The sequence below is a fragment of the Marinobacter piscis genome (genome assembly GCF_007671655.1).
In the GTDB taxonomy this organism is placed as follows: Bacteria; Pseudomonadota; Gammaproteobacteria; order Pseudomonadales; family Oleiphilaceae; genus Marinobacter; species Marinobacter piscensis.
This window is the reverse complement of the sequence record NZ_VCGX01000001.1, coordinates 63,044-77,738: the sequence shown is the minus strand read 5'-3', so window position 1 is coordinate 77,738 and position 14,695 is coordinate 63,044. Positions and strand designations below refer to the sequence as shown.

At 55.4% G+C, this 14,695-nt stretch carries 12 protein-coding genes; 7 read left to right on the top strand and 5 right to left on the bottom strand.

Annotated features, from left to right (window positions below; all coding sequences use genetic code 11):
- Position 1: 1 nt before the first annotated feature.
- The 4 genes from FFI95_RS00330 to FFI95_RS00315 all read right to left on the bottom strand — a co-directional run bounded on the left by FFI95_RS00330 (position 2) and on the right by FFI95_RS00315 (position 4,742).
- Positions 2–1,825 (bottom strand): nitric oxide reductase activation protein NorD, encoded by a 1,824-nt coding sequence (locus tag FFI95_RS00330; RefSeq protein WP_144820365.1) that lies wholly within the window; start codon positions 1,823–1,825, stop codon positions 2–4.
- 26 nt (positions 1,826–1,851) lie between these two features.
- Positions 1,852–2,802, bottom strand: a complete 951-nt coding sequence (locus FFI95_RS00325) for a 4Fe-4S binding protein (RefSeq protein ID WP_144820364.1) — start codon at positions 2,800–2,802, stop codon at positions 1,852–1,854.
- Between the two features lie 64 nt (positions 2,803–2,866).
- Positions 2,867–4,282, bottom strand: a complete 1,416-nt coding sequence (locus FFI95_RS00320) for a cbb3-type cytochrome c oxidase subunit I (RefSeq protein ID WP_144820363.1) — start codon at positions 4,280–4,282, stop codon at positions 2,867–2,869.
- Positions 4,283–4,292: 10 nt separating this feature from the next.
- Positions 4,293–4,742, bottom strand: coding sequence for a c-type cytochrome (locus tag FFI95_RS00315; protein WP_144820362.1), 450 nt, complete (start codon positions 4,740–4,742; stop codon positions 4,293–4,295).
- A gap of 188 nt (positions 4,743–4,930) precedes the next feature.
- Here FFI95_RS00315 and FFI95_RS00310 point away from each other — a divergent pair, with 188 nt between their 5' ends.
- The 3 genes from FFI95_RS00310 to FFI95_RS00300 all read left to right on the top strand — a co-directional run bounded on the left by FFI95_RS00310 (position 4,931) and on the right by FFI95_RS00300 (position 8,026).
- Positions 4,931–5,848 (top strand): AEC family transporter, encoded by a 918-nt coding sequence (locus FFI95_RS00310; protein ID WP_144820361.1) that lies wholly within the window; start codon positions 4,931–4,933, stop codon positions 5,846–5,848.
- Positions 5,849–5,967: 119 nt separating this feature from the next.
- A complete protein-coding gene (locus FFI95_RS00305) occupies positions 5,968–7,569 on the top strand; it encodes a BCCT family transporter (RefSeq protein ID WP_144820360.1) in 1,602 nt (533 codons plus the stop codon).
- A complete protein-coding gene (locus FFI95_RS00300) occupies positions 7,559–8,026 on the top strand; it encodes a universal stress protein (protein WP_144820359.1) in 468 nt (155 codons plus the stop codon). Before FFI95_RS00305 ends, FFI95_RS00300 begins: the two co-directional genes overlap by 11 nt.
- A 41-nt stretch (positions 8,027–8,067) precedes the next feature.
- Here FFI95_RS00300 and FFI95_RS00295 read toward each other — a convergent pair whose 3' ends face one another.
- Positions 8,068–8,979, bottom strand: coding sequence for a cation diffusion facilitator family transporter (locus tag FFI95_RS00295; RefSeq protein ID WP_144820358.1), 912 nt, complete (start codon positions 8,977–8,979; stop codon positions 8,068–8,070).
- A 141-nt stretch (positions 8,980–9,120) separates the two neighbouring features.
- Here FFI95_RS00295 and FFI95_RS00290 point away from each other — a divergent pair, with 141 nt between their 5' ends.
- The 4 genes from FFI95_RS00290 to FFI95_RS15400 all read left to right on the top strand — a co-directional run bounded on the left by FFI95_RS00290 (position 9,121) and on the right by FFI95_RS15400 (position 14,685).
- A complete protein-coding gene (locus FFI95_RS00290; RefSeq protein ID WP_144820357.1) occupies positions 9,121–10,809 on the top strand; it encodes an HAD family hydrolase in 1,689 nt (562 codons plus the stop codon).
- A gap of 194 nt (positions 10,810–11,003) precedes the next feature.
- A complete protein-coding gene (gene hemN, locus FFI95_RS00285; RefSeq protein WP_144820356.1) occupies positions 11,004–12,422 on the top strand; it encodes an oxygen-independent coproporphyrinogen III oxidase in 1,419 nt (472 codons plus the stop codon).
- Between the two features lie 452 nt (positions 12,423–12,874).
- Positions 12,875–14,557 carry a sodium:solute symporter family protein gene (locus FFI95_RS00280; protein ID WP_144820355.1) on the top strand — a complete coding sequence of 561 codons (1,683 nt, stop codon included), beginning with the start codon at positions 12,875–12,877 and terminating at the stop codon, positions 14,555–14,557.
- On the top strand, positions 14,554–14,685 hold the full coding sequence (locus tag FFI95_RS15400) for a putative transporter small subunit (protein WP_218975815.1): 132 nt from the start codon (positions 14,554–14,556) through the stop codon (positions 14,683–14,685). Before FFI95_RS00280 ends, FFI95_RS15400 begins: the two co-directional genes overlap by 4 nt.
- Positions 14,686–14,695 lie beyond the last annotated feature (10 nt).

Sequence of the window (14,695 nt, the reverse complement as noted above, 5' to 3'; positions counted from 1 at the left end):
ATCACTGTGTCAGGTTAAGGTAGAGTTTAGGCAGTTGCAGCGGCAGCTGTGCCGGATCGCGAATCACCACATAGTTGTTACTGCCGAACACGTAAGGCAGGTAATCGCTGGCCTCATCATCAATGGTGACGCAAAAAGGTGTAATGCCGGCCTTGTGTGCTTCCTGTACCGCCATGCGGGTGTCTTCAACGCCGTACCTGCCTTCATAGATATCCAGGTCGTTGGGTTTGCCGTCGGTCAGCAGTAACAAAATTTTCTGGTGCTCGTGGCGCGTCTGCAGCAGTTTGATTGACTGGCGGATGGCTGCGCCCATGCGGGTATAGAAGCCGGGTTCCAGAGCCTGAATCCGGCCCCGGATGGTGCTGGTGTAGGCCTCATCAAAGCTTTTCAGATGATGAAACCGCACGTGATCCCGCCGCCGCGATGAGAAGGCAAACAGCGCAAACGGATCACGGCTGGCCTGCAGGGCTTCGCTGAGCAGTTGCAGACCGTCCCGGGCGATATCAATCACGCGTTGATGGTTATTGATATAGGTTTCGGTTGAGAGAGAAGCGTCTGCAAGCACCAGGCACGCAAGGTCGCGCTGATTTTGCTGGCAGCGCTGAAACAGTTTCTGGTCAATCACCCCCTGGCCGCGGCGATTTTGAACTTCCCGTTCAAGGCAGGCGTCCAGGTCCAGTTCGTCGCCATCCACCTGCCGTTTTTGCCATTGCTTCAGGGGCTTCAATGCACTGAACTGGCGTTGCAGGCGCTTTGCAGGCCGGCGCAGGTCCTCCGGTAATTCAGCCGGCACCACATCTTTTGCCAGCATGGGCTGAACGCAGCAGAACGCATCGCGATAACTCTGACTGCGCCAGTCCCATTCGGGCAAATGAATGCCGGGGCCAAGACGAAGATCGTCATGCTCTTCGGAGGGCAGGTCGAGATCGAACTTGATCGACGATGAGGTTTCTTTGCGGTCCCGGGATACGGAGATCATATCCATGTCGTCGGCCACGGCTTCGGCGTCTTCTTCGTCTGTATCATCGCCTGCCCGGTCGACCGGAATAAAGTCGGTCCAGGAGAACAGGCTTTCCAGCCGAAAGATCATCAGACCCTGGTCGCGATCAAATGCATCGACCCGCTCTGCCTGGCGGCGTTTGTTTTTCTTGGCCAGCCCGCCCGGGCTGGACTGGTTATCGTCATCGCCGGTTACCTGGCCGCTGGCAGTGCTTTGTTCCAGCGCCGGGTACAGCCAGACAATGACAGGCCAGGGGTCTGTGCTGGCTGGGGGCAGGGTGTTTACGCTGCCGGGATGAACGAGTGCCTGGCGGATGGCCCGTTCACAGGCGGCCTCCTTCTCCGGAAGGTTTTCCGGGTCCGGACGCCAGCGTAGTGTCTGACGAACCAGGCGCTGATACACATTTTCCAGGCCGGGCCAGCGGGCAATCACACTCTGAACCAGTGACTGATTACTGGTGAACCAGTCACTGCTGTCCGGGACAGGTGAGGCCGCGAGTGCAGCCAGCCAGATATAGAGGTCACGGTTTAACTGCTTAGAGGGGAACCTGGCCACTTTTTCGGGCAGGCGCAGGTTTTGTTCATCCCGCCACGCCAGCTCGAATTTGCGGTGAGTGCCTGCAAGCTTATGCAAAAAGCGCCGGCGCAGGCGAAAATGGCGAGGCTCTGCCGTTACCAGGCTGAGCGCCGGGTCGCCACCAAACGCGCGGAACAGAACCCCCAGGCTTCGGGCTTCGTCTTTCAGATAAACAGCATGTTCCGGAAACTCCCCCAGCGCCTGGCGGGTAACGTACTCGTGCCATTTATAGCCAACCCACTCTTCCATCTCGGGCTCCTTTTGTTGCCGTGCAGTCAGGCCCGCTGCTTTGCGGGCTTGCTGTCGACCTGTTGGATAGGAATTAAAACTGTCTGTCGCCCTGGCTTACCAGGCTGCCAGTGCAGAAGGCTGCCTTCCGGGTTATTTTTCTGTACTTCCCGGCAGGCGCTCACGCACTGAAGACACTGCGTGCATGAGAATTTGGCGCGTTTATGACTGCGGGTCGGTAAGCGCATCGGGCAGGCTGCATCGCAGGCCTTGGTGCAGTCACGGCAGGCCGCCGCGCGGCTGGTATCAAAGGTGACCAGTTGTCCCCGGCCGTGGGTCATCCAGGCAATGCTTTGCACTACGCCAAAGGCGCATCCGTATTTGCAGAAAAGGTGCCGCGCAAAAAGAAAATCCAGGGTAAAAACCGTTGAAGCTACGGCCAGGAACAGGGTTTGGTAAAAGCCCAGGTTGCCTGTTACCAGGTCGGTGTACAACGGGATGGGGGGTAGCAGATAGGAGAGTAGAGCCAGAGCCCATGAAAACCCGATCAGGCTGCACACGAGTGCCAGGCCCGCCCAGTGAATAGTTTTTCCACGTCTGCCTTTTCTCAGAGCCTCCCATAAAGTCGGGCGACCGGTAATGCGCGTCATCAGGTGGTTGATGGTTTCTACCACAGAAAAATGCGGGCACAACCAGCCGCAGTAGATACGTCCCCATTTCCAGGCAATCCAGAGTACAACCGGAACCAGTACCAGAACAGGGAGAATAAACCAGATAAGAACCTGGCTGGCGACGTCTGCAGGATTGCTCTGTGCGACCCAGCCGGGGTTCAGGTTGAATGAAAGCGGAAAACCGAGCAGGACAAACCGGGTTTCCGTTAAGTCGTAGCGAAAAATGTTCAGAACCGGTGCCAGCAGAAACAGCCCGAAGAAGGCCGTACGGGTAATCAGCCGTTTAGCCTGTAATCTGTCCTTTAGGTTTGTTTGCTGCACGGTCACAGTTCGACTCCGGATAGGCAGGGCCGGGAACAGGTCCCGGCCCTGCAGGTTTTAGCGGGTGGGTTCAGGCGTCGGTCGGTGCCGGGCCACGGACTTCGTCTGCAGGTGCTGCCTGCCCCTTGATGAAGAAGCTGCCGAAGTACACCACAAGCCCGGCCATGAAGAAGCAGCCGGCAATCATGCGTGCCCAGTAGAACAGTGAAATGTTGTCCTGGGTTGCCATGAAGGACAGTGCCTCGCCGCTTTCCGGTATGCGCTGCAGCCAGATTTGCAGGATGCCTGCACCGGTCAGGAAAAGCGTGATGAAGACCATGGAGATGGTCATCAGCCAGAAGCCCCACATTTCCACCACCTGGGCGGTATTGCTGTTGCCATAGGGCCGGCCACGCATGATTGGCATGGCGTAGGAAATGATCGTCAGAACAATCATCACGTACGCCCCGTAGAACGACATGTGGCCGTGGGCCGCCGTAAGCTGGGTGCCGTGGGTGTAATAGTTCACCGGGGCCAGGGTGTGCAGGAAGCCCCACACGCCAGCACCGAGGAATGCCATCACCGCCGTGCCCATGGCCCACAGGGTCGCCACTTTGTTCGGGTGATTACGCTTGCGCCGGTTGATCATGGTGAACGCGAACAGCACCATCATGAAGAACGGCAGAGGTTCCAGCGCCGAGAACACAGAACCCAGCCATAGCCAGTACTCGGGTGGTCCGATCCAGAAGAAGTGGTGCCCGGTGCCGATGATGCCGGTAATCAGGGCCATGGCAATGATCACATACAGCCATTTCTCGATCACTTCACGGTCTACACCGGTGATCTTGATCAGTACGTAGGCAAGAATGGCCCCCATGATCAGTTCCCAGACGCCTTCAACCCACAGGTGCACCACAAACCACCAGAAGTACTTGTCAGTCGTCAGGTTGCTGGGGTTGTAGAACGAGAACATCCACAGTGCAGCCAGGCCAATCAGGCCGGTAATCAGCACAATATTGACGACGGTTTTACGGCCTTTCAGGGCGGTCATCATAATGTTGAACAGGAAACCCACAACAACTAAGGCTATGCCGATCTTGGTTATTGTGGGCTGCTCCAGAAACTCACGGCCCATGGTGGGCAGCAGTTTGTTCATGGTGACATCCGCCAGCGTGGCATAATCCACAAACAGGTAGCCAAGAATGGTCAGGGTGCCGGCAACGGCGAAGACCCAGAACAGAATCCAGGCGAGCAGCGGGCTGTAGAGCTCGGTCTGTGCCTCCTCCGGTACCAGGTAGTAGGTAGCCCCCATAAAGCCGAAAAGCAGCCATACAATCAGCAGGTTAGTATGCACCATACGTGCGACGTTGAAGGGGATTTCCGGAAACAGGAAGTCGCCCACAACGTACTGCATGCCCAGAACCAGGCCGAAAATGATCTGGCCGGCAAACAGCACCAGCGCAAAGATGAAGTAGGGCATTGCAACCCTTTGAGACTCGTATTTCATGGTTTCTTCCTTAGCCTTCAATGTTGGGTGGCCAGTCGTTATCGTCGACCTTGGACGTCCATTCCAGGAACGCCGACAGGTCTTCAATCTGCTGGTCAGTCAGCTTGAAGTCAGGCATTTGGCGGCGTCCCGGCACGTTAGTAGGCATGGAGTTCATCCAGGCGTTCATGTACGCCTTGAAAACGTCGCTGTTGCCACCGCCCCGACGGTCAAACACGTTGGCCAGTTCCGGAGCAAAGTAAGCGCCTTCACCCATGATGGAGTGACAGCCCACACAGTTGTTGTTTTCCCAGACGTGCTTGCCCCGGACGACCTCCTCGGTCAGTTGATCTCTGTTATCCCGCTCGGGCATCGCCCGGTATTGAGTATCAAAAGTCAGGACCAGGAACAGAAGGATGAAGAATGTACTTCCTCCAAGATATATGTTCCTGGCCATGCTTTTGGTAAAGCGTTCGGCCATTGGGTCGCTCTCCTTGGTTGTTTGGAATACTTGACTGCCGGGCTAGGATACAAACATGTATTCTAAATACTGTTGATCATTGTCAACCAATTGAAAAAATCACACCATTGCGCCGGGGAGTTACCTCGGGAGGGGTAGGTGATAGACTTCACCGCCTGTAATTTTTCAACCCGATGGTCGGAGCCGTCATGGCTGCAGCACTGGCATTGTTTCTCAAACTGATTCCGCTTTATGTCACTGTGGCCCTTGGCTGGGTGGCGGGTCGTTATCTGGAGGTCAGCGGCAAACACATTGCGGGCCTTATGCTCTATATCGTCACGCCCTCTGTGGTCTTCTCTGGCGTTATGGCGGCCCCGCTTTCTCTGGAAGTGATCTTTCTGCCGTTACTGGTCTTCGGGTTTGCAACCGTGCTTGCACTGGCACACTTTATGGTGGCGCGGCGAGTCCTCACCGATGGCAGCGCCAGTATCATTCCTCTGTCGGTTGGCTCTGGCAATACCGGGTATTTCGGTGTTCCGGTGGCTTTGCTGCTTTTCGGGGAAGAAGGGCTGGCGCTGTACATTGTGTGCATGCTGGGCGTTACGTTGTTTGAGAGTTCTGTGGGGTTCTACCTTGCAGCCAGGGGGCGTTACGATCTCAGGGAATCCCTGTGGCGGGTTGCCCGGTTACCCTCTGTGTACGCCTTTCTGGCTGCGGTCTTCCTCAATCTGTCGAATATAAGTATTCCTGATGTATTTATACCGCTTTTTGACAACCTGCGTGGCGCCTACAGCATTCTGGGGATGATGATCATTGGAATGAGTATCAGCAGCTTTCGGGGCCTGGTGGGCAACCTGAAATTTACCGGGCTCGCGTTTTTCGGAAAATTCGTTGCCTGGCCATTACTTGCCATAGTGTTCTGGAGGCTGGATTCACAGGTTCTGGGTATCTATGGGCTGGCGGTGCATCAGGCGGTTTTTCTGATTTCCATTACGCCCATAGCCGCCAATACCGTGGTGATTGCTACGTTACTGGATACGTCGCCCCGGCAGGCCGCAGGTACCGTCATGCTAACGACTCTCTTTGCGCTGGTTTATATACCGGTGATGATCTCTCTTGCCCTCTGAGGTGGCGTCTGCCATCAGTGTATTTTGGGAATATTGATCTTGCGGCTATTAGGTAGCCGGCGTTTTCGTTATGGTACAGGTCTTTGTTACCGATACAGATCTTAATAGGGAGGTTGGCCTTGCTGGAGCGGCTGCAACGTTTGCTGGGACTGCAGACAATACCGGGTGTCTTTTTTACATCGGCGGGCGTAGCTGCCCTGTTTGTGCTGCTGGCCATACCCTATGATCAGGCTGTGGCCAACGCCTTTGGAGTGCTGACCGGCTGGGTTGCGCAAAATCTGGGCTGGTTTTACATCCTCTCGGTGACCGCCCTGTTAATCTTTTTGCTCAGTCTGGCGCTTAGTCGTTACGGCAAGATTCGCCTGGGGGCAGATGACTCCCGTCCGGATTACTCCAACCTGACCTGGTTTACCATGCTGTTTGCCGCCGGTATCGGTACCATTCTGATGTTCTGGGGTGTGGCGGAACCTGTGTCTCACCTGGCCAGCCCTCCGTTTGATGGGGTGGAGGCCAATAGCCAGCGTGCCGCCAGCGATGCCATGACCATTGCGCTCTATCATTTTGGCCTGCATACCTGGACCATCTTTGCCATGCCCGGCCTGGCCATTGGCTATTTTGCTTATCGGCATAATCTGCCCATGCGCATCAGCAGTCTTTTCTATCCCATACTGGGCAAACGCATATACGGGCCCCTGGGCTGGACGGTGGATGTGATCGCCGTTCTGGGTACCCTGTTTGGTGTGGCCACCTCACTCGGTCTGGGTACCCTGCAACTGAACAGCGGCTTATCGTATCTGTTCGGCACACCAACCGAAGGCTGGATTCAGGTATTGCTGATTGCGGTCATTACCAGTGTCGCCGCTACGTCAGTGGCCCTGGGACTGGACAAGGGGGTACGTCGTTTATCCCAGGTCAATATCGGGCTGGCGCTGCTGCTGATCCTGTTTGTGGCAGTGGTGGGGCCAACGGTCTTTATTGCCGAGGGCATGGTTCAGAGCCTGGGTAATTACCTGAATGATCTGCCCTGGCTGGCGTTCTGGACGCAGACGTTTGCCGAGTCAGGCTGGCAGCGACAGTGGACGCTGTTTTACTGGGCCTGGACCATTTCCTGGGCGCCCTATGTGGGTATTTTCATCGCCCGGATTTCCCGGGGTCGGACCATTCGGGAGTTTATCGCGGGTGTGCTGTTTGCGCCTACGGTATTTACACTGGTGTGGTTCGGGGTGTTTGGTCTGTCAGCTATTAATGTTGAGCTGGGTGGCCAGGTTGCCCTGGCTGAGCAGGTTCAGCAGGATCCTTCAGTGGCAGTGTTTGCCTTTCTAGAGGCCTTTCCGCTGGCGGATATCGCCTCGTTTCTGAGTATTATTATTATCGTTATTTTCTTCACCACCTCGTCGGATTCTGCATCGCTGGTGATTGATATGCTCACCCGGCGGGACGATCAGCCGTCATTGGTGCGCCAGCGGATATTCTGGGCCGCATCCCAGGGGGTTATTGCAGCAACCCTGCTTCTGGCAGGCGGATTGGATGCCCTGCAGAACGTCATCACCTCGTTGGGGTTGCCGTTTTGTGTGCTGCTTATATTTATGGCGGTGTCACTGTTCCGGGCGCTCAGGGCCGATCACCGCGGCTATTCCGTGAGCGAACTGGTTCAGGGACGCGCATTTCCGCAGGTGGAAGCCGCCAGTGCGGAGAAACAGGAGGGTCAGAATGTTCCATAAGATATTGCTAGCTATAGATTATGAAGATGATGGTGAGGGCAAGCGGGCACTGGAGGAGGGTGTGCGGCTGCTCAGTGAGGGGGGAGAGCTGCATCTGGCGACCATTTACGATCCTGGCGGTGCCGGCTTTTTTCCACATGTATCAACAGAAACCCCTGCTGACCGGGAAGCCGAGGTGCGGGAGCAGCTAAGCCTGCTGGCGCGCAAATACCTGCCCATGCAGTACAGTGCCAAGCTGCATATTATTGCCGGCTCACCGGGTGAGAAGCTGGTGGCTCTGGCGGCCAATATTGGCGTTGACCTGATTATCCTGGTGTCAAAGGGAAGCGCTGGTCTCTGGCCGCTACGCCGGGCCACCAAGGAATATGTTGTGAAGAACGCCTGCTGCGCTACGCTTATTTTACCGCAAGAGCTGGAAGAGTCAGGCGCAGGCGAAAAGTCTGATTCCGATGCATAGCCCCGGACAAGCGTGCGCTCAGGAGTGAGTCAGCTGAAGCCCTAACAGCCTGCCGTGTTAGGGCATCCGGTTACAGCGCGTTCCCACTGGATGGTTACATGCTGAATATTGAATTCATGGTTCAGCATGTGGTTCGCCTGTTCGATAACCTCGTCATCACTGCCCGGGTCCGGTTTGACGAGGTGTACTGTGAGCGCATTTTCAGTGGTGCTGAGGGCCCAGATATGCAGATGATGCGCAGACTCCACACCGGGTAACGCCTGCAGCTTTGCAATAACCTCGTCGGGATTAATGCCTTTCGGGACCGCATCCACTGCAAGGTTCACTGAGTCTTTCAGCAGTTGCCAGGTTCCGATAAAGATAACGGCAGCGATCAGCAAACTGACCACCGGGTCAATCCAGCGGGCGCCAGTGATCATAATAATAATGCCTGCCACCACAACACCAACCGACACCAGCGTATCGGCCGCCATATGCAGGAATGCACCACGGATATTCAGGTCGCCTTCCTGGCCCCGGAGGAATAACAGCATGGTGATGCCGTTAATCAGTACGCCAATGCCGGCCACAACAATGACGGTCAGCCCGGCAACCTCAGCAGGTTCACTGAAGCGGCGGATGGCTTCCCAGGTAATACCACCAACAGCTGCAATCAAAAACAGGGCATTGAACAATGCAGCCAGGATTGTGGTTTTCTTGAGACCGTAGGTGTTCCGGTCCGTAGCTCTGCGGCTGGCCAGCCAGCTTGCTGCCCAGGCCATTACCAGCCCGAGGACGTCACTCAGATTATGTCCGGCATCGGCGAGCAGCGCCAGCGAGCCAGACAGCACGCCATAAACCACTTCAATAATCACGAACGCCACATTAAGCAAGACCGCTATTGCAAACGCGCAGTTATGGGTATCGAAATGCTCTGCGTGGCTATGGCCGTGGCCATGACTGTGATTGTGCATGCAAAGATCCTGAATCTGGCGGGTGAGTGTCGGCCTTATCGGCTCTGTTTTCGGTAAATGCAGTGTTCTGTGTATTGAACCACTATGCTATCAATAAGTTGTTGCTGAATACCGTCAGCATGGATAACACATGGGGTGATTATGGATCGCGTGAGTGAAGACCTAAAGGCTCCCGAGGCCTTGATATTCGACTGGCACGGCACCTTGGTAGACACCCATGATGCCATGTTCAGCGCTATGGAAGATATGCTTCCGCAGCTTGAAGAACTGGGGCTGGTCGACGAGTTGCTGCCTGAAGATCAGTGCCGCACCGAGGATGATGTAAGGCTGGTGCGTTATATCCGAATTTTCCGGCGACTGCACCCCCGTATCCTGGCGGAGCGCAGGGTGTCGCGAACGGATATATTCAACGCAGTTTTTGGCGATAACACAGCAGCAAAACGCATAGCGCATGAAGCCTACAATGAAGCTTACCGGCGTTACTTTGGACAGGTAGGGCCGTTTCAGCCGGGGGCGTACGAATACTTGTCAGCGCTGCGTGCCATGGGGGTTCGACTTGCTGTGGCCACGAACCGCAGCCGTGAGTTTCTTGAGAAAGAGCTGCAAACGGTTGATCAGGGGCGCTGGAAAAACCTGTTTGAAGTGGTTGTTTGTGCCGATGACGTAACGGAATACAAACCCGACCCTCAGGTGATAACCCGTGCCTTGGCAAAACTTGACCTGCGTGCAGGTACGGACGTCTGGTATGTCGGAGACAGCTATGTGGATATGCTTACGGCGCATCGTGCCGGCGTTGCCGGTATTTTTTACAACGGCGCCAGCTGGGAGCCAGACCGGATAGAGAGCTGGTTCTCCCGGCGGGATGCACCGTTTGCCATACTCGAAGATTTTGAAGACCTGATGGACCTGCTCGCACTGCTGGAGCGCAGTGAGCCTGAGAAGTTCCAGTATTCTCCCGCAGACGTTCGCCCCGGGCCCTTTCCTGCGCCCGCCCGACCGGAACCCTGGATCGAGCCGGACTGGCATCCGGCGGTGGTCCGGCTTATCCGGCCGGAGATTGTCCTGTTTGACTGGCATGCAACCCTGGTGGATACGCTGGATGCCATGTACCACGCGGTGGATGATATGTTCCCGGACTTCCACAGCCTGGGCCTGATGCAACGAATGGTCGCACCGGAAGACAGCAAAACTCCGGAAGACGCAAAGCTGGTCGCCCATGTGCGTGAGTTTGCCCGGCTGCACCCGAAAGTGAAGGCCGATCGGAAAATCTCCCGTACGGATATTTTCGAGGTGCTTTTTGGAGACGACCAGGACGCCAAACAGATTGCCCACAAAGCCTTTAACCGCCATTACCGGAATCATTACGGCACGGTGAAAGCTTATGAGGCGAGGGTGAGGGATGTCCTGGAGGGCCTACGGCGACTGGATATACAGGTGGGCGTGATTACCAATCGCGACCGCGAGTTTTTTGAGCATGAGCTGGCCGCCGTAGAAGATACCGGCTGGACAGAGCTGTTTGATGTGGATGTGTGTGGTGATGATACGCCTCTTCGTAAACCGCACCCGGATCAGTTGTTGCTGGCCGTAAAAAAGCTGGATTACGCGCCAGACCCCAGTGTCTGGTACGTGGGTGACAGTACCACCGATGTGATCGCTGCCAAGCGTGCCGGTATGACGTCAGTGTTCTTCAACGGTGCCCAGTGGGACCTGCCCTGGCTGAACCGGATATTTCCGGGCACCCATAAACACCCGGACAAGCCGGATGTGGTGGTGAATGACTTTTCAGAATTCTGGGCACTGGTGCTGGCGTGCGAGACCGGACCACCATGAGTTTTTTGCCCGGCAGCATCAGCCGAAGGGGGTAGGCGGCATACGCAATATGCACGAGGGTGGTCCGGCCGCAGAGCTGGTAAAGTAGAAAAACTCACAAGGGTGACTCGCATCAAGATAGGCTTGGCCTTGCAAGCGTAGTATATACGGCGCGTCGGCAGCCCTTTTCACATGACACGTTCAGAGTTTCTATTATGACTTCCAATGCCACTCCACACACTGCTGATTCCACGCTTCCGGAATTCATTTGGGACGATGCGCTGATCAAGCGTTACGATCTCAGCGGACCACGATACACCTCGTACCCGACCGCTGTGGAGTTTAATCAGACGTATCTCGTTGAGCATATGGTAGAAGCGGCCGCTCGCAGCAAAGCCAGTAACCGGCCACTGTCGCTGTATACCCACCTGCCGTTCTGCGCCCACCTGTGTTACTACTGCGCCTGCAACAAGGTGATTACCAAAAAGCGCGACAAGGCCATGCCCTATGTGGAGCGGGTTCTGAAAGAAGCAGCCATGCAGGCGCAGCTGTTTGGTGCCGATCGGCCGGTGAAGCAGCTACACTGGGGCGGCGGTACACCAACGTTCCTGCCCAAAGAGGTCATGCAGACGCTGATGGAAGGCTACGCAGAGCTGTTCAACCTGCAGAGCGACGATGACCGGGACTACAGTGTGGAAATAGACCCCCGCGAAGTGGACCAGGATACCCTGCCGACGCTGTGGGATCTGGGCTTTAACCGCATCAGTCTGGGTGTTCAGGACGTCAATCCCGAGGTACAGAAAGCGGTTAACCGTATTCAGCCGCGAGAGATGACAGAAGCGGTGCTGGACGAGGCGCGGCGCCTTGGTTTTCGCTCCATTAACCTGGACCTGATCTACGGTCTGCCGCACCAGACGCCGGAAAGCTTTGCACAAACCCTGGAGGCGGTACTTGAGATGTCGCCAGACAGGTTGTCTGTGTTCAGTTACGCGCATCTTCCCGACCGGTTTTATCCGCAAACCCGGATACAGTCAGATACCTTGCCAACGCCGCAACAGAAACTGACCATTCTGCATAACACCATCAACCGGCTGCTTGAGGCGGGATATGAATATATCGGCATGGATCATTTTGCCAAGCCGGACGACAGCCTGGCCGTCGCCCAGCGCGCAGGCCGGTTACACAGAAACTTTCAGGGTTACACCACCCATGCCGACTGTGACCTGGTTTCTCTGGGCGTATCGGCTATTGGCCAGACAGATGACGCTTATTTCCAGAACAACCATGATTTGCCAACCTGGGAAGCCTCTATAGACGCGGGTGAACTCGCCATTACCAAAGGGGTGAACCTGACCCGTGACGACCGTATCCGGCGCTGGGTCATCGGCCAGCTTATTTGCCAGTTCCGGCTGGATCGTCAGCAGTTTACCGAGCAGTGGGGAGAGGATTTCGACCATTACTTCACGGATGAGCTGGCCCGCCTTCGGCCGATGATGGCAGATGAGCTGATCAGTGACAGTGGTCGGGTTCTGCAAGTGGAACCAGCCGGTCGGCTGTTAATTCGAGCCATCTGCCAGATTTTCGACCTCTACCGCAAAGAAGGCGCCAGCCAGCGCTTCTCACGCATCATCTGACGCCTCCGATCCGGGGCCTTCTGTGCCCCGGATAATTATTACGACCTCTAAAGACTGGACTCGGGGTAGGATTTCGAGTAAGTTCTTGCACTCCTTACGGGAATTTCAGATTAATCGCCCGTTTTAACGGCTTTTCGTTGCTTGCAGTTCCTTTTTGGCCTCCATTGGGTCAGGGGTAGGGCAGCGATTGTCAGATAAAAACGGAACGAAGAGGCTGTAAAACCAATGACTACTAAACAAATTTCAAGGCTGTTCACACGCCTCCGCTTTCCTTAGCGACTTTCACGCTCAGGCGATCCAGCATTAACGGCTGACGCCGGCACCCTTGTGTGCTCTTCACGACTTTACTGTCTTGCTTTGCGAGCTTTGTTCAATGCTTGTGCCCCAGGCTGTCCGAATTCCAGGATCGGGCCTGCTTAACCGGGTGCTGTTTATAATAAAGAGGTCCTGATTTGAACGAGAATGATTTTGCTCAGTTTTCGGTGCTCACGATCGCGATTCTGCTGATCGCATTCTATGGCGGCACCTATTTGCTAACTCTGCTTATTCGCAAGAAAGAGGAAGACACCTCCGGCTTTATGGTGGCAGGCCACAGGGTCGGGTTTGGTATGGGCGCAGCCAGTATGACCGCGACCTGGATCTGGGCCGCATCATTTTATGCGGCCGCCACCTCTGGCTATACCTACGGCGTCTCCGGGCCAATCCATTACGGCCTCTGGGGTGCGCTGATGATTCTTTTTATCTACCCGTTCGGGCGGCGCTTCCGTGAACTGGCACCTAACGGGCATACACTTGGTGAGCTGATCCACGCCCGCCATGGTTCTTCCAGTCAGTTAATCCTGGCCGGGTCCAATATTCTTGGCAGTACTATCAGTCTGATGGTGAACTTTACTGCGGCAGGCGCCCTGGTGTCTGTGCTTTCTCCGTTGTCGTTTCAGACAGGTGTGATTGTGGCCGGTGTTGGTGTTCTCAGCTATACAGTGACCTCCGGCTTCCGGGCGTCGGTGTTTACCGACTTTGCCCAGCTGGTAGCGCTGATGGCGATTACCGTTATTATTATCCCGGCCGTGTTGTTCTCAGTCGGTGGGCCGTCGGTCATGGTTGACGGGTTACAGAACCTGACCGCGGAGCAGGCAGATTTCTTCTCTATTGACGCAATTCTGAATCAGGGCGCGCCCTTCTTTGTAGCGGTACTGGCATACGCCATTGGTAACCAGACAATTTCCCAGCGTCTTTTTGCCGTACGGGAAAAACACATCAAGCGCACGTTTGTGACCGCTACCCTGGGCTATGGGGCGATTGTCATTGGCCTGGGAATGATTGGCCTTATGGCGCTGACGGTTGGTATAGAGCCGGTTAACGGGAACATGAATAACCTCATCCCGCAAATGGTATCGGCGTATCTGCCATCCGCTTTCGTGGCATTGTTCTTTGTACTGGTGATCGGTGCCCTGTCATCAACTGCCGACTCGGATCTGTCTGCGTTGTCGACCATTATGATGGCGGACATCTATGGCAAGAACATTGCGAAGGATAATCCGGATCCCAAGAAAATGTTGCTCGTAGGCCGGATTACCATGATTGTGGCAACGGCGGCAGGCCTGATCTTCGCCAGCTTTGCACTCGATATTCTGGTGATGCTGGTCTTTGTCGGTGCACTCTGGGGCGCGATTGTATTTCCGGTGATTATCAGCTGCTTCTGGGACCGGGTGAGTAACGCAGCGTTTACATGGTCTGTGGTTGTCGCAATGGCCCTGTTTTGTGTTGCCCGCTTTGAGCTTCTGGAAATGACCGGTGTAACGGTGTTGTTCTTTGAAGTGCTGGCCTCGGTTGGCGGTGCCGTTGTATTCGGACTGATGGCGTTTGGCTTTTTCGGCCGCACCGTTGGTTTCCTGGTTGGCGCTATTGCCGGTGGCTTGATGCTGTTCTACGCGACCGGTTTCCTGCGTGACTATATGGTGCTTACCGCGTCACTGACCGCCTATGGCGCCAGTACCGTTGTGTGCACTGTCATGACATTGTTCAGCAATGAAAGGTTTGATTTTGACCTGATTAAGCAGCGCGTCGGTAACTACGACGACGTTGCTGATGAAGAAGATGAAACGACGATGATACCTGAAGGAGTACGTTCATGAGTGAAATGGTATATGGAGCTTATATTCTGGTTTGGCCGACTCTGACGCTCGGCGTATTGGCTGTTATTTGTGGAGCCGTCATTAAAGACGCTGTGCAGGCGCGCAACTCAGACACTGATATGGTCTGACGCCTGAGTA

Coding starts and splice junctions, on each gene's coding strand:
- FFI95_RS00330 (WP_144820365.1), bottom strand. CDS start 1,825: ATGGAAGAGTGGGTTGGCTATAAATGGCACGAGTACGTTACCCGCCAG.
- FFI95_RS00320 (WP_144820363.1), bottom strand. CDS start 4,282: ATGAAATACGAGTCTCAAAGGGTTGCAATGCCCTACTTCATCTTTGCG.
- FFI95_RS00315 (WP_144820362.1), bottom strand. CDS start 4,742: ATGGCCGAACGCTTTACCAAAAGCATGGCCAGGAACATATATCTTGGA.
- FFI95_RS00310 (WP_144820361.1), top strand. CDS start 4,931: ATGGCTGCAGCACTGGCATTGTTTCTCAAACTGATTCCGCTTTATGTC.
- FFI95_RS00300 (WP_144820359.1), top strand. CDS start 7,559: ATGTTCCATAAGATATTGCTAGCTATAGATTATGAAGATGATGGTGAG.
- FFI95_RS00295 (WP_144820358.1), bottom strand. CDS start 8,979: ATGCACAATCACAGTCATGGCCACGGCCATAGCCACGCAGAGCATTTC.
- FFI95_RS00290 (WP_144820357.1), top strand. CDS start 9,121: ATGGATCGCGTGAGTGAAGACCTAAAGGCTCCCGAGGCCTTGATATTC.
- hemN (WP_144820356.1), top strand. CDS start 11,004: ATGACTTCCAATGCCACTCCACACACTGCTGATTCCACGCTTCCGGAA.
- FFI95_RS15400 (WP_218975815.1), top strand. CDS start 14,554: ATGAGTGAAATGGTATATGGAGCTTATATTCTGGTTTGGCCGACTCTG.